Annotated in this window: 13 protein-coding genes and 2 pseudogenes; 7 read left to right on the top strand and 8 right to left on the bottom strand. The window is 68.0% G+C overall.

The window, feature by feature from the left end:
- Positions 1–393 (top strand): annotated as a pseudogene (locus ACQI5H_RS12020) (transglycosylase family protein); the annotation flags it as partial.
- A gap of 18 nt (positions 394–411) precedes the next feature.
- Here ACQI5H_RS12020 and ACQI5H_RS12015 read toward each other — a convergent pair.
- The 4 genes from ACQI5H_RS12015 to ACQI5H_RS12000 are packed head-to-tail and all read right to left on the bottom strand — an operon-like array spanning position 412 to position 2021.
- On the bottom strand, positions 412–837 hold the full coding sequence (locus tag ACQI5H_RS12015; RefSeq protein WP_427079580.1) for a molybdenum cofactor biosynthesis protein MoaE: 426 nt from the start codon (positions 835–837) through the stop codon (positions 412–414).
- Positions 834–1316, bottom strand: coding sequence for a MogA/MoaB family molybdenum cofactor biosynthesis protein (locus tag ACQI5H_RS12010; protein ID WP_427079579.1), 483 nt, complete (start codon positions 1314–1316; stop codon positions 834–836). The genes ACQI5H_RS12015 and ACQI5H_RS12010 overlap by 4 nt, the downstream gene beginning before the upstream one ends.
- Positions 1316–1810, bottom strand: coding sequence for a cyclic pyranopterin monophosphate synthase MoaC (moaC, locus tag ACQI5H_RS12005; RefSeq protein WP_427079578.1), 495 nt, complete (start codon positions 1808–1810; stop codon positions 1316–1318). Before moaC ends, ACQI5H_RS12010 begins: the two co-directional genes overlap by 1 nt.
- Positions 1811–1820: 10 nt before the next feature.
- A complete protein-coding gene (locus ACQI5H_RS12000) occupies positions 1821–2021 on the bottom strand; it encodes a hypothetical protein (RefSeq protein ID WP_076122466.1) in 201 nt (66 codons plus the stop codon).
- 114 nt (positions 2022–2135) lie between these two features.
- On the opposite strand from ACQI5H_RS12000, the gene ACQI5H_RS11995 reads away from it, so the two are divergent.
- Together ACQI5H_RS11995 and ACQI5H_RS11990 are read left to right on the top strand one after the other, a co-directional pair.
- Positions 2136–4385 carry a helicase-associated domain-containing protein gene (locus tag ACQI5H_RS11995; protein WP_427079577.1) on the top strand — a complete coding sequence of 750 codons (2250 nt, stop codon included), beginning with the start codon at positions 2136–2138 and terminating at the stop codon, positions 4383–4385.
- A 12-nt stretch (positions 4386–4397) separates the two neighbouring features.
- Positions 4398–6047 (top strand): DNA repair helicase XPB, encoded by a 1650-nt coding sequence (locus ACQI5H_RS11990; protein WP_076122468.1) that lies wholly within the window; start codon positions 4398–4400, stop codon positions 6045–6047.
- Here the strand turns inward: ACQI5H_RS11990 and ACQI5H_RS11985 are convergent.
- Both ACQI5H_RS11985 and ACQI5H_RS11980 read right to left on the bottom strand, forming a co-directional pair.
- A complete protein-coding gene (locus ACQI5H_RS11985) occupies positions 6044–7189 on the bottom strand; it encodes a thiolase family protein (protein WP_427079576.1) in 1146 nt (381 codons plus the stop codon). The genes ACQI5H_RS11990 and ACQI5H_RS11985 overlap by 4 nt on opposite strands.
- A 16-nt stretch (positions 7190–7205) precedes the next feature.
- On the bottom strand, positions 7206–7619 hold the full coding sequence (locus ACQI5H_RS11980; RefSeq protein WP_076122743.1) for a Zn-ribbon domain-containing OB-fold protein: 414 nt from the start codon (positions 7617–7619) through the stop codon (positions 7206–7208).
- Between the two features lie 314 nt (positions 7620–7933).
- Between ACQI5H_RS11980 and ACQI5H_RS11975 the strand changes: the two genes are divergently transcribed.
- Complete coding sequence (locus tag ACQI5H_RS11975) at positions 7934–8227, top strand: putative quinol monooxygenase (protein WP_427079575.1); 294 nt, start codon at positions 7934–7936, stop codon at positions 8225–8227.
- Here the strand turns inward: ACQI5H_RS11975 and ACQI5H_RS11970 are convergent.
- Positions 8224–9213 carry an LLM class F420-dependent oxidoreductase gene (locus ACQI5H_RS11970; protein ID WP_427079574.1) on the bottom strand — a complete coding sequence of 330 codons (990 nt, stop codon included), beginning with the start codon at positions 9211–9213 and terminating at the stop codon, positions 8224–8226. The genes ACQI5H_RS11975 and ACQI5H_RS11970 overlap by 4 nt on opposite strands.
- Before the next feature lie 76 nt (positions 9214–9289).
- Between ACQI5H_RS11970 and ACQI5H_RS11965 the strand changes: the two genes are divergently transcribed.
- The 3 genes from ACQI5H_RS11965 to ACQI5H_RS11955 are packed head-to-tail and all read left to right on the top strand — an operon-like array spanning position 9290 to position 12020.
- Entirely contained in the window at positions 9290–10513 is a 1224-nt protein-coding gene (locus ACQI5H_RS11965) for an FAD-dependent monooxygenase (protein WP_427079573.1), read from the top strand.
- 25 nt (positions 10514–10538) lie between these two features.
- Positions 10539–11405 carry an LLM class F420-dependent oxidoreductase gene (locus tag ACQI5H_RS11960; RefSeq protein ID WP_427079572.1) on the top strand — a complete coding sequence of 289 codons (867 nt, stop codon included), beginning with the start codon at positions 10539–10541 and terminating at the stop codon, positions 11403–11405.
- A 15-nt stretch (positions 11406–11420) separates the two neighbouring features.
- Complete coding sequence (locus tag ACQI5H_RS11955) at positions 11421–12020, top strand: class I SAM-dependent methyltransferase (RefSeq protein WP_427079571.1); 600 nt, start codon at positions 11421–11423, stop codon at positions 12018–12020.
- Between the two features lie 16 nt (positions 12021–12036).
- On the opposite strand, the pseudogene ACQI5H_RS11950 reads toward ACQI5H_RS11955, so the two are convergent.
- Positions 12037–14181 (bottom strand): annotated as a pseudogene (locus tag ACQI5H_RS11950) (3-hydroxyacyl-CoA dehydrogenase NAD-binding domain-containing protein).
- Between the last annotated feature and the right edge of the window lie 3 nt (positions 14182–14184).

The raw sequence follows: 14184 nt of genomic DNA, 5'->3' as shown, positions 1-14184 counted from the left end.
CCACCACCCCCGCCGCCGGCCGCCCCGCCCGCGCCGGTCGTACTGGCCTCGTTCGACCAGCCGGCCCCGCCCGCGGACGTGCCGCCGGCGCCTCCGGCGGACCTGGCGCCGCCCGCGCCTCCCGCCGACGCCCTGCCGCCGGCACCCCCGGCCGACGCCGCGCCTCCGGCCGACGCGCTACCGCCGGCACCTCCAGCCGACGCAGTACCGCCCGTGCCTCCCGCGGACGCCGTGCCACCCGCGCCGCCGGCTCCAGGTGACCTGAACACCGCTTCCGTTGACCATGTGTCGCAAGTCGGCTACACCAGGCAGCTGTGGCAAGCGATCCAGGGCCACGACATCCACGGCAACGACGCGCTGGACGCGATCGCCCAGCCGTCCGGCCCTCGCTGACGGCCTAGGCCCTTGGACCTAGGCGGAGCCGACCCATTCGTCGGTTCCGTCGTCGAAGAACTGGTGCTTCCACACCGGCAGCCGTGCCTTGATGGTGTCCACCAGCTGGGCGCAGGTCGCGAACGCCGCCTGCCGGTGGTCGGCGGCGACCGCGGCCACCAGCGCCGCCTCGCCGATGTGCAGCGCGCCGATCCGGTGGCTGGCCGCGACGGCGCGCACCCCGCTGGACTGCTCGGCGACCTCCGCCACCACCTCGGCGATGACCTCCGCGGCCGACGGGTGCGCGGAATACTCCAGCCGCACCACCCTGCGTCCGCCGTCGTGGTCGCGAATCATGCCGACGAACCCGACGATGGCCCCCGCCGACTGATGGCCCACCAGCTCTTCATGCTCGGCCAGACAGATGGGTTGCTCGGTCATGGCGGCGCGCAGGACGAGCGTCATCGCTCGTGATCTTTGCCTGCGAGCTGGTCGAGGGCGTGATCGAGGACATCGGCGAGCACCCCGAGGCCGTCCTTCACCCCGCCGGGTGAGCCGGGCAGGTTGACGATCAGGGTGCTGCCCGCCACCCCGCACACTCCGCGCGACAGCATCGACGTCGGCACCTTCGGCAGCCCGGAGCGGCGGATGGCGTCGGCCAGTCCGGGGATCATGTAGTCGAGCACGGCCACGGTCTGGTCCGGGGTGGAATCGCTGGATGAGATGCCGGTACCGCCCGAGGTGATGATGACGTCGACGCCGTCGTCGACCGCGGCGCGCAGCGCCTCACCAACCGGGTTGCCGTCGGCGACCACCTCCGGTTGCGCGGGCGAAAATCCGTGTTGCCCAAGCCATTCGGTTATGATCGGCCCGCACCGATCGTCGTACACTCCGGCCGAGGCTCGGGTCGAAGCAATGATCACTCGTGCGGATCTCGCGCCCATCACCGTGTCCAATTTCCGGTTTTGCCGCCCTCTTTGCGGAGCACCCGAATGTCGTCGATGCGAGCGGACGGGTCAACCGCTTTGATCATGTCGTAGAGCGTAAGCCCGGCGACGCTGACGGCGGTCAGCGCCTCCATCTCGACGCCGGTACGGTCAGTGCTGCGCACCGTCGCCGTGATCTCGATGTCGGACTCGCCGACGGTGAAATCCACGTCGACGCCGGTCAGAGCGAGCTGGTGGCACAGCGGAATCAGGTCGCTGGTTCGCTTTGCTGCCAGAATGGCCGCCACCCGCGCGGTGGCCAGCGCATCACCCTTGGGAAGGCCGCCGGTCGAGATCAGCGACACGACTTGCGCCGAGGTCCGCAACGCCCCGGCGGCCACGGCGGTGCGCTTGGTCGCGCCCTTCTCGGTGACGTCGACCATGTGCGCCGCCCCCCGCTCATCCAGGTGCGAGAGCGAGCCCGGTCGGGATGCCCCGGATGCCGCAGCCATGGCTGGCGGCCTACCGGTTGACGACGGTGACCGGGTGAACGTACGGCAGGTCGTCGGAGGGCAGCGGGAACGTCAGGTCACCGAAAGGGGACAACGCGCCCGTCCGATCGGTTGCCAGTTCGCTCACCGCGTGGTCATCCGGGTCCGTCGTCGGCCAGCCGTTGTCGACGTACCGGGTCTTGCCCGCGTTGTCCTCAGCAATGTCAGCCACGGGGTCCATTCTGACAGGTCGCACCGGTGGGCGTGACGCAAGCCCGCGGGCGCCCGATTCCGGCGTCCTCGCCGTCGCCGCGGGGGTCCGCCCGCTGCTTTACGCTGGTCAGCAATGACCGACAACACCCCGGATATCCCGCTGGGGTCCTGGCTGGCCGACTTGTCCGACGAGCGGCTCATCCGACTGCTGGAACTACGGCCGGACCTCGCCCAGCCGCCACCCGGCAGCATCGCCGCGCTGGCGGCGCGCGCCGTGGCCCGGCAGTCGGTCAAGGCTGCCACCGACGAGCTCGACTTCCTGCGGCTGGCCGTGCTCGACGCGCTGCTGGTGCTGCAGGCCGAGACCGCGCCCGTGCCGACCGCAAAGCTGCTGGCGCTGATCGGCGACCGCGCTCCCGAAGCCGACGTGATGGGCGCTCTCGACGATCTGCGGCAGCGCGCCCTGGTGTGGGGGGACGCCGCCGTCCGGGTGGCCGCCGACGCGGGTACGGCGTTGCCGTGGCACGCGGGCCAGGTCACGCTCGAGGACACCGCGCGCACCGGCGACGAGATCGCCGGTCTGATCGCCGGGCTCGACAAACCGCAGCTGGAGGTGCTGGAGAAACTGGTGCACGGGTCTCCGATGGGGCGCACCCGCGACGCCGCGCCCGGCGCCCCAGCGGATCGACCGGTGCCGCGGCTGCTGGCGAAGGGGCTGCTGCGTCGAATCGATGCCGAGACGGTGATCCTGCCCCGCCACGTCGGACAGGTGCTCCGCGGCGAGCAGCCCGGCCCGATGCAACTGACAGCGCCGAATCCGGTGGTGTCGACGACGACACCCGACGATGCCGATGCGGCGGCGGCCGGGGCCCTCATCGACCTGCTGCGCGAATTCGATGTGCTGCTCGAAAACCTCGGCAGCGCACCGGTTCCCGAGCTGCGCAGCGGCGGATTGGGAGTTCGCGACGTCAAACGCCTGGCCAAGACTACCGGCATTGACGAGCCGCGACTGGGCCTGATCTTGGAAGTCGCGGCCGCGGCCGGGTTGATCGCGAGCGGCATGCCCGATCCGGAGCCCGCCAGCGGCGACGGACCCTATTGGGCGCCGACGGTGGCCACCAACCGGTTCAGCGCGATGTCCACCGCCGAGCGCTGGCACCTGCTGGCCGGCACGTGGCTCGACCTGCCGGGGCGGCCGGCATTGATCGGCACCCGGGGCCCAGACGCGAAACCGTATGGCGCCCTTACGGATTCGCTGTACTCGACGGCCGCCCCGTTGGATCGCCGGCTGCTGCTGGGAATGCTCTCCGAGCTGCCCCCCGGTGCCGGGGTCGACGCGGCGGCGGCGTCGGCGGCGCTGATCTGGCGGCGCCCGCGCTGGGCGAGACGGCTGCAGCCCGGGCCGGTCGCCGACCTGCTGGCCGAGGGCCACGCACTGGGCCTGATCGGTCGCGGGGCGATCAGCACCCCCGCCCGCGCGCTGCTCGACGAAGCCGTCGACCCCGCCGTCGGGATCGATGCGATGACGCGGGCGCTGCCCAAGCCGATCGACCACTTTTTCGTGCAGGCCGACCTGACCGTCGTGGTACCCGGGCCGCTGCAGCGCGATCTCGCCGAGGAATTGGGGGCCGTCGCCACCGTCGAATCGGCCGGCGCGGCGATGGTGTACCGGATCAGCGAGCAATCGATCCGGCACGCACTCGACATCGGCAAAACCCGCGACGGGATGCACGCATTTTTCGCCAAGCACTCCAAAACGGCAGTACCACAAGGACTCACATACCTCATCGACGATGTTGCACGCAGACACGGGCAGCTTCGAATCGGTATGGCCGCGTCGTTTGTGCGCTGCGAAGACCCGGCCCTGCTGGCCCACGCAATAGCGGCCGCCGACGATCTACAGCTGCGTGCCCTGGCGCCGACGGTGGCCGTGTCGCCCGCGCCGATCGCCGAGGTGCTCGACGCGCTACGGTCCGCGGGTTTCGCCCCGGCGGCCGAAGATTCCTCCGGCGCCATCGTCGACGTGCGACCCCGCGGCGCGCGGGTGCCCACGCCGCAGCACCGTCGCCCGTATCGCCCGCCGCCGCGCCCCAGCGGCGAGACGCTGAACGCGGTCGTCTCGGTGCTGCGCAAGGTGACCGCCGCGCCGTTCGGCAATATCCGCGTCGATCCCGCGGTCACCATGTCGCTCTTGCAGCGCGCGGCGAGGAATCAGGACACGCTGGTGATCGGCTACCTCGACGCCGCAGGCGTGGCCACCCAGCGGGTGGTGTCGCCGATCACCGTCCGCGGGGGGCAGCTGGTGGCCTTCGACTCGGCCTCCGGGCGGCTGCGCGACTTCGCCGTTCACCGCATCACGTCGGTGGTGTCGGCGGACGACTGAATAATGGGTGATATGACTGACGGGCCGTTGATCGTGCAGTCCGACAAGACGGTGCTGCTCGAGGTGGACCACGAGCTGGCCGGCGCCGCGCGCGCCGCCATCGCCCCGTTCGCGGAGCTGGAGCGGGCGCCCGAACACGTACACACCTACCGCATCACGCCGCTGGCGTTGTGGAATGCCCGCGCGGCCGGCCACGACGCCGAACAGGTCGTCGACGCGCTGGTCAGCTTCTCGCGCTACGCGGTGCCCCAGCCCCTGCTGGTCGACATCGTCGACACCATGGCCCGCTACGGCCGGCTGCAATTGGTCAAGAACCCCGCCCACGGCCTGACACTGGTCAGCCTTGACCGCGCGGTGCTCGAGGAAGTGCTCCGCAACAAGAAGATCGCACCGATGCTCGGCGCCCGCATCGATGACGACACCGTCGTCGTCCACGGCAGCGAGCGCGGCCGGGTCAAGCAGATGCTCCTCAAGATCGGTTGGCCCGCGGAAGATCTCGCCGGCTACGTCGACGGCGAGGCGCATCCGATCAGCCTGCACCAGGACGACTGGCACCTGCGCGACTACCAGCAGATGGCCGCGGACTCGTTCTGGTCCGGCGGTTCGGGCGTGGTGGTACTACCGTGCGGCGCCGGCAAGACGCTGGTCGGCGCGGCCGCGATGGCGAAGGCCAGCGCGACGACGCTCATCCTGGTCACCAACATCGTCGCCGCCCGGCAATGGAAACGAGAGCTGGTGGCGCGCACCTCGCTGACCGAGGACGAGATCGGCGAATACTCCGGGGAACGCAAGGAGATCCGGCCCGTCACCATTTCGACGTATCAGATGATCACCCGCCGCACCAAGGGCGAATACCGCCATCTCGAGCTCTTCGACAGCCGCGACTGGGGACTGATCATCTACGACGAGGTGCATCTGTTGCCGGCACCGGTGTTCCGGATGACCGCCGATCTGCAGTCCAAGCGGCGGCTGGGCCTGACCGCCACGTTGATTCGCGAGGACGGCCGCGAGGGTGACGTCTTTTCCCTGATCGGCCCCAAACGCTATGACGCGCCGTGGAAGGACATCGAGGCGCAGGGCTGGATCGCGCCGGCGGAGTGTGTCGAAGTGCGCGTCACCATGACCGATAACGAGCGAATGATGTACGCCACCGCCGAACCCGAGGAACGCTACCGGTTGTGCTCGACGGTGCACACCAAAATCGCTGTGGTCAAATCGATTCTGGAGAAGCACCCCGACGAGCAGACCCTGGTGATCGGCGCTTACCTCGATCAGCTCGACGAACTCGGGGCCGAGCTGAACGCTCCGGTCATCCAGGGGTCGACGAGGACCCGCGAGCGCGAAGAGCTGTTCGATGCCTTCCGCCGTGGCGAAGTGCCCACGCTGGTGGTGTCCAAGGTCGCCAACTTCTCCATCGACTTGCCCGAAGCCTCTGTGGCGGTGCAGGTTTCGGGAACGTTCGGCTCCCGCCAAGAGGAGGCCCAGCGGCTGGGGCGATTGCTGCGACCCAAGCACGACGGCGGTGGCGCCATGTTCTATTCCGTGGTCGCGCGCGACAGCCTGGACGCCGAGTACGCCGCACACCGGCAGCGCTTCTTGGCGGAGCAGGGCTACGGCTACATCATCCGCGACGCGGACGACCTACTGGGCCCGGCGATTTAGAGCGACAGGATGGTCGCCGACGCGGTGCCGGGCGCGCCGTACACCTGCGCCAGGCCGACGCGCGGGTTGCCGGGCACCTGGCGCTCGCCCGCCTCGCCGCGCAGCTGACGCACCAGCTCGTGCACCTGCCGCAGCCCCGACGCGCCGATCGGCTCGCCGTTGGCGATCAGCCCGCCGTCGGTGTTGACGGGGATCGAGCCGTGGATCTCGGTAGCGCCGTCGGCCACCAGCTTCTCCTGCTCACCGTCGGCGCATAGCCCCGTCTCGGCCATGTGAATGACCTCAGCGCCGGCGTCGGTGTCCTGCAGCTGGGCGATGTCGACGTCTTCGGGACCGATGCCGGCGGCGTCGTAGGCGGCCTTGGCCGCATATACCGTCGGGGAGGCGTCCTCGTCCAGCGGCGCTGAAGTGGCGTGCACCTCATAGGCGCCGTAGCGGCGGGTGCGGATCTCGCAGGCCCGCACGTACACGGGCTTGTCGGTGAACTTGTGGGCCATGTCGGCGCGGCACATGATCACCGCGGCGGCTCTCTCGTCGGGCGCGCAGAACATGTACTGCGTCAGCGGGTAGTTCAGCACCGTCGAGTTGAGGATCTCGTCCTCGGGAATCGCCTTGCGGCGGAAGGCATTCGGGTTCAAGGCGCCATTGCGGAAGTTCTTGGCGGCCACCTTGGCCAGCGTGGCCTGGGAGATGTGGTGGTCGTGGATGTACTTGTTGGCCTTCATGCCGAAGAACTTGGTGGTGACGAACTGCCCGTTCTGGGCATACCACTGCGGCAGCGCCAGCTTGGCGGGGTCGTCGGTGAAGGCGCCGCGTGGGTGCTTGTCCAAACCGATGGCGATGCCGAGGTCGTACTTGCCCAGTCGAATGGTGTCGGCGGTCTGCTGAATGGCGCTGGCCGCGGTCGCGCAGGCGTTAAAGACGTTGGTGAACGTGATGCCGGTGAGCCCGACCAGCCGCGTCACCGCGTCGGGATTGGACACCTCGTGGCTGCCGCCGAAACCGAACTGAATATCCTTCCAGTCCACGCCGGCGTCGCTCAGCGCCGACTGGATCGCCTCGGCGCCCATCTGCATCGCGGTCTTGTCGTGCCTGCCGAATGGATGCAGGCCCACGCCGATGATGGCCACGTCGTTAGTCATCTCAGGCTCCTTCCCGTCAGACCGGCTGGAACGCGAACGTGACGATCTCGTCGCCGTCGGCATCGGTGGTGAACGGCACCATGGTGAGCTCGACCTCCTGGCCGAACTGCAACTTGGCCGGGTCGTTCTCGGTCAGCCGGCCCTCCACGCGGATCACGTCGCCGAGCTGCACCAGGCCCACACCGAACGGCACGAAATCCTCTCCCGTCGGCCCGGCGTAGGGAGCCCCCGGCGGGAAGCCCTGGGTCGTCCACGCCACCAGCGTTCCGCGACGGGGCAACAACAGCTCGCTCATCTCACCGCCGCTGCAGCGTGGACACCACTGCTGCACGGGAAACGTCGTGGCACCGCAGCTGCCGCAGCGGCTACCGATCAGCTGCGGGCTCTCGTCGGGCCAGGTGGAGATGTCAGGGGCGAGTGCCTTCTGCATCGAGGGATCCTCCAGTGATCATCCGCAGTCCGCCACACAATAATGCGCTCCCTGAAAGGTACAACAGCATTCGATAAAAGTGGAAATCGCGTTCTCATCGACTGCGCCCGTCGGCGTCCGGTAACGCGGGTCGACCAATAAGCGTCTCCCCAAAGCGATATCGCCCGTGCTGTCGCTTTCGTAGATCGGGTCGGGGTCTCTTCGCGGTACCCATGTGGCCAGTGAGACCGATAGGACAATCGCCACGCCGCGTGGCTCGCCGCGGTACGGCGCCAGTTATCTTGAGATCCGAGTCGCAATACAAAGGAGACGACATGCCGGTCACGGTGCTGCTCGAACTCAGGTTCAGGACGGATGCGGTGCCCGCGGCGCGCGACGTCATGGGCCGGGCGCTGCGGGACACCCGGGCGTTCGAGGGAAACCTCCGCACCGACGTGCTGGTCGACGAGGACGACGAGGCCCACTGGATCATCTACGAACTCTGGGACACCGTCGAGCACGACGAGGCCTACCGCAGCTTTCGCGCCGGCGAGGGAAAGCTGACCGAGCTGCCTCCCCTGCTGGCCTCGCCCCCGGTCAAGACGCGGTACGTCACGGCCGATGTCTAGCCCAGCGCCGGAATGACTTCGCGTTCGAAAAGCTCGATGCCCGAACGGTCATACGCGGCCTCCGGGAAATAACAGATCGCATACTCGCAGCCGAGGTCGCGGACCTTCGCCATCCGCTCGATCACCTGTTCCGGTGTGCCGGTCGCCGAATCCGGCCCGCTGCCACCGGCGATCATGGCGTCCGCCACCGACTCGGGCACGTAGTCGACCATGCGGTCGCGCACCCGCCGCAGCCGGTCCTTGACGTCGGCGTCGGACGTACCGAGCAGCGCGGTGAAGTTCGCCGAGCGCACGATGCCGTCGAAGTCGGTGCCCACCGCGCGGCAATGCTGCGCCAGCACCTCCGACTTGTGGGCGAACGCCTCGGGCTCCGACACAAAGTTGGTGTACTGCGCGTATTTCGCGGCAATGCGCAAGGTCACCTTCTCGCCGCCGCCGGCGATCCACAGCGGGATACCATTGGGCTGCAACGGTTTCGGGGCCACGATGGCGCCGTCGACTTGATAGTGCTGCCCATCGAAGCTGACCTTGCCGTCGCGCCAGGCGTCGCGCATGATCTGCACGCCTTCGTCCAGCCGACCCAACCGCACCCCGGCCGACGGAAAGCCGTAACCGTAAGCGCGCCATTCGTGTTCGTACCAGCCGCCGCCGATTCCCATCTGAATCCGGCCGCCGGACACAATATCGATGGTCGCGGCCACCTTCGCCAGGTACACCGGATTCCGGTAGCTCATCGCGGTGCACATCTGGCCGAGCTTGATCCGCGACGTGCTCGCCGCGTATGCCGCCATCAGCGACCACGCCTCGTGGGTGGCTTCGCCCGTCGGCATCGGCACAGTGTGAAAGTGGTCGTAGACCCACAGCGAATCCCAGGCGCTGTCGTCGGCGTAGGTGGCCAGGTCCCGCATCACCGCCCAGTGTTTTTCGGGTTCGATGCCGACCAAATCCATTCGCCAGCCCTGTGGAATGAAGAGACCGAAACGCATAGCAAGGGACTTTAGCCCCGCCGCGCTGTGCAACGATGGGCATTACCCAACTTGGAGGGGCCCCGGGGAGGTCGCCATGCGGATTCTGATCTCCGGGGCCAGCATCTCGGGCCCCGTGCTCGCGTACTGGCTCACCCGATACGGGTTCGACGTCACCGTCGTCGAGCGCGCGCCCGCATTGCGGAAGACCGGCGGCCACGCCGTCGATCTGTTCCGGCCGGCCATGGAGATCTCGGAGAAGATGGGTGTGCTGCCGAGAATCGAGGCGCTGGCCACCGGGACCGACACCGGGACGATTTACCGCGAGGGTGCCAGGCGGTCCGTCCGCGTGGACATCACCAAGACCGTCGGTGCCGCATCCGATCGTCACGTCGAGATCATGCGAGATGACCTCAGCGAGGCGTACTACGACGCCGGACACAACGAAGTCGAGTACCTGTTCGGCGACTCGATCACGGCCATCTCCCGCGACGGAGAGGTAGCTTTCGAGCACGCGGCGCCCCGCAGGTACGACGTCGTGATCGGCGCCGACGGGCTGCACTCGAACGTGCGGCGCCTGGTCTTCGGCGAAGATGCGGGACGGACGCAATTCCTCGGCGGGTACCTGGCGGTGCTGTCGGCGCCGAAAACGCTTGCGCGCGAGAAAGAGATGGTCATCCACGTCGGTGTCGGGCGTCTTGCCGGAATCTATACCGCGAAACCATTGGACGACGCCCGGGTGTTGTTCATGTTCCGCAGCAACGAAGAACTCGAGTATGACTACCGAGATGCCTTGCGGCAGAAGGAGTTACTTCGCGCAGGATTTGCCGGGATGCATACGACGGTGGACGGGTGGCTTGAGGAGCTCGACCGCGCACCGACGTTCTACTTCGACTCGATCACCCAGTTGACGTTGGACAGCTGGTCGCGCGGGCGGGTCACGCTGGTCGGCGACGCCGGGTACTGCCCGGGGCCCGCGGTCGGCGGCAGCACCAGCATCGCGGTGCTGGGCGCCTACGTGCTGGCCGGTGAACTCGCGCAAGCTAATGGGGACTACGCCCAGGCGTTCGCGGCCTACGAGCGGCAGATGATCGATCCGGTGCGCCGCAGCCGCGCGTTTGCGCGCACCGTGGCCAAGAGCCTCGTCCCCGGCTCGGCCGCCGGTGTGTGGGCGCTGACCCGGGGAGCCCAGTTGATCTCGATGCTGCCCGCCGGGCTTACCAAGGCGCTCGCAAGGTTGAATGCCAAGGGTGTGCGGCTCTACGACTCGATGCAGTACAAAGACTACGCGGCAGCGGGCGTTCGGCAGCACGGTCCGTGAAGAGCCACGAGAGGAATGACGGCCGATGGAACTCGGCGGTGTCGGGGTATGGAGTAGTCAGCTTCGCTACGGCGACCAAGCCGAATCCACTGATGCGGCAGCGGAATTGGATGAGCTGGGCTTTGCGGCCCTGTGGATTCCGGACGTGGGCGGCCCGGTGTTCGACGCGGTGGGTCACCTGCTCGCCTCGACCAAGCGTACGGTGATCGCCACCGGGATCCTGAATCTCTGGATGCACTCGGCCGGTGAGGTCGCGGATTCCTATGCGGCGCTGACGCCCGAGCACGGGGAGCGCTTCCTGCTGGGGATCGGGGTCAGCCACGCGCCGCTCGTCGACGCCGGCCAGCCTGGGCGGTACCGCAAACCGCTGGCGGCGACGGCGTCTTTCCTGGACGGGCTGGATGCCGCGCCGTCACCGGTGCCCGCCGATGCGCGGGTCCTTGCCGCGCTGGGTCCCAAAATGCTGGCGCTGTCCGCGAGCCGCGCCCGCGGCGCGCACCCCTATCTCGTCACCCCGGAGCACACCGCCGCCGCCCGTGCGACTTTGGGCGAAGGGCCGTTGCTGTTGCCGGAGCAGACCGCGATCTTGTGCGATACGGCAGAGGAGGCGCGCGTTATCGGAACCGATTGGCTGCGTGCGTATTTGGCGTTGCCGAACTACGCCAATAACCTGCTGCGCAGTGGGTTTTCGGAGGACGACTTGGCGCAGGTCAGCGATCGTCTCTTCGATTCCATCATCGCCTGGGGCGACGAGGACGCGATCACGCGCAGGGTCACTGAGCATCGTTCGGCCGGCGCCGACCACGTCTGCGTCCAGGTCCTGACGGCCGACCCGACGGCGTTCCCGCGCGAGCAATGGCGCCGAATTGCCGCGGCCTGCAAGACGGATTAGGCATACCGTGGCGGTATGGCCTCCAAACAAACCCTGTTTCGCATCTTCTACCGGATCGGCTTCACTCCCTGGGACGGGCATCCGCTTGCGCAGAGCCTGCGCGGGCTGATCGAGGGAACTCCCGACACACCCGCGCTGCCCGCGGGATCGGCGCTGGAACTGGGATGTGGCACCGGAGACACGTCGATCTACCTCGCTCAGCGAGGATGGAAAGTCACCGCGGTGGACTTTGTCACGAAGGCGCTCGACAAGGCTCGCGCCAAGGCCGGCGCCGCCGGCGCTTCGGTCGACTTCGTCCGCGCCGACGTCACGCACCTGAGTCAGGAGGGCATCGGGGCGGGCTTCGACTTGATCGTCGACAACGGCTGCCTGCACAACATGAGCGACGTGGATCGCGACGCCTACGTCCGGGAGGTCAGCGCCGTGTCGGCGCCCGAGGCACGGCTACTGATCGTGGCGTTCCGGCCCGGCGGCAGGTTCGGCGTCCGCGGCATCGAGCCCGCCGAGATGGAACGGCGATTCACCCCTGCCTGGACGCTGTTGTCCACCGGCGACGAGCGGGAGCTCGACCGCGAAACCCCGACGCGGTACTACCTCTTTCAGCGCCGCGCCTGACCCTTCGAGTGCAGACCTACGTCAGCGAGTCCGGCGGCAGGAAGCGGTCGCCGTACTTGGCCGCCAACTCACGGGCGCGGGCCACGAAGGCGTCCTTGCCCGTGCCGGCCGGACCGGAGTAGCCGTTGATGAACTGCGCGCTACCGCCCGTCCACGGCGGGAAGCCGATGCCCATGATCGAACCGATGTTGGCGTCGGCCGTCGACGTCAGCACACCCTCGTCGAGGCACTACTGCGTTTCCAGCGCCTCGGCGAACAGCATCCGGTCGATCATGTCCTGCAGCGGCGGCTGCGAACTCCCCGACTTGAACGTCTCCCGCAGGCCCGGCCACAGGCCGGTGCGCTTGCCGTCGACGTATTCGTAGAACCCGGCACCCTTCAACCGCGAAGGGCGGCCGATCTCGATCATCTTCTCGACGACGGCCTCGGCCGGGTGCGGCTCGTAGGTGCCACCGGCGTCCTCGACACCCTTGCGGGTGGCGACGGCGATCTTGTGCATCAGCTCCAGGTTGAGCTCGTCGGACAACTGCAGCGGCGGCGCGGGATAACCGGCCTGCGAGCCGGCCTGCTCGACGCTGGCCGGCTCGACACCCTCGCCCAGCATCGCCAGCGCCTCGTTGACGAACGTGCCGATGACGCGTGAGGTGAAGAAACCGCGGCTGTCGTTGACGACGATCGGCGTCTTGCCGATGGCCAGCGCGTAGTCGAACACCCGGGCCAGCGCCTCGTCGGATGTCTTCTCGCCCTTGATGATTTCGACCAGCGGCATCTTGTCCACCGGCGAGAAGAAGTGGATCCCGATGAAGTCCTCCTGCCGCTTGACGCCGGTCGCCAGGCCGGTGATCGGCAGGGTGGAGGTGTTGGAGCCCAGCAGCGCGTTGGGCTCGACGATGTCCTCGATCTCCTGGAACACCTTGTGTTTGAGTTCCTGGTTCTCGAACACCGCCTCGACCACGAAGTCGACGCCCGCGAGGTCGGCCGCGTCGCCCGTCGGGGTGATGCGGTCCAGCAGTGCCTTGGACTTCTCCTCGGTGGTGCGGCCCCGCTCCAGCGCCTTGGCTTCCAGCTTCTCGGAGTAGCCCTTGCCCTTCTGGGCGGCCTCGAAGCTGACATCCTTGAGCACCACGTCGAAACCGGCCTTGGCCGAGACGTAGGCGATGCCGGCGCCCATCATCCCGGCGCCGAGCACACCGATCTTCTTGATCGGCGTCTTGCCGATGCCGTCGGGCCGCGACCCGCCGCAGTTGATGTGCTGCAGGTCGAAGAAGAACGCCTGAATCATGTTCTTGGCGACCTGGCCGGTGACGAGCGACGCGAAGTAGCGGCTCTCGATGCGGCTTGCCGTGTCGAAGTCGACCTGCGCGCCCTCGACCGCGGCGGCCAGGATGGCCCGCGGCGCGGGCATCGGTGCGCCCTTGAGCTGCTTACGCAGGTTCGACGGGAACGACGGCAGGATGGCCGCCAGCGACGGCGACGACGGAGAGCCGCCGGGCATCTTGTAGCCCTTCTTGTCCCACGGCTGCTCGTGCGAGTCGGGGTTGGCCTTGATCCACGCCTTGGCCGCGGGCACCAGCTCCTCGACCGTCGGCAACAGCTCGTCGACCAGACCGATCTCCTTGGCCTTGGCGGGCTTGAACCGCGTGCCCTGGGCGAGGATGCTCACGAACGCGGTCTGGATGCCGAACATCCGCACGGTGCGGGTCACCCCGCCGCCGCCCGGCAGCAGACCCAATGTCGCTTCGGGCAGGCCGATCTGGCTGCCCTTGACGTCAGCGGCGATGCGGTGATGACACGCCAGCGCGATCTCCAGCCCGCCGCCGAGGGCGGCGCCGTTGATGGCCGCAACGACCGGCTTGCCCAGCGTTTCCAGGGTGCGTAGTTGCTTCTTGACGGTCTCGACGGTGTCGAAAACGTCGCCGGCGTCCTCGGGCGTCGCCTGGATCATGGTCTTGACGTCGCCACCAGCGAAGAACGTCTTCTTGCCGCTGGTGATGACGACGCCGGTGATCGAATCCTTCTCGGCGACAAGGCGATCCACGGCCTTGCCCATCGACTCGATGTAGGCTTCGTTCATCACATTGGCGGACCCGGACGGGTCGTCCATGGTCAGCGTGACGATGCCGTCGGCGTCCTTGTCCCAAGCAATTGTGTTGTCGGCCATGAC

The organism is Mycobacterium heidelbergense, from assembly GCF_050205645.1.
GTDB classification, from domain to species: Bacteria; Actinomycetota; Actinomycetes; order Mycobacteriales; family Mycobacteriaceae; genus Mycobacterium; species Mycobacterium heidelbergense_A.
This window is presented reverse-complemented; position numbering and strand designations above follow the sequence as displayed.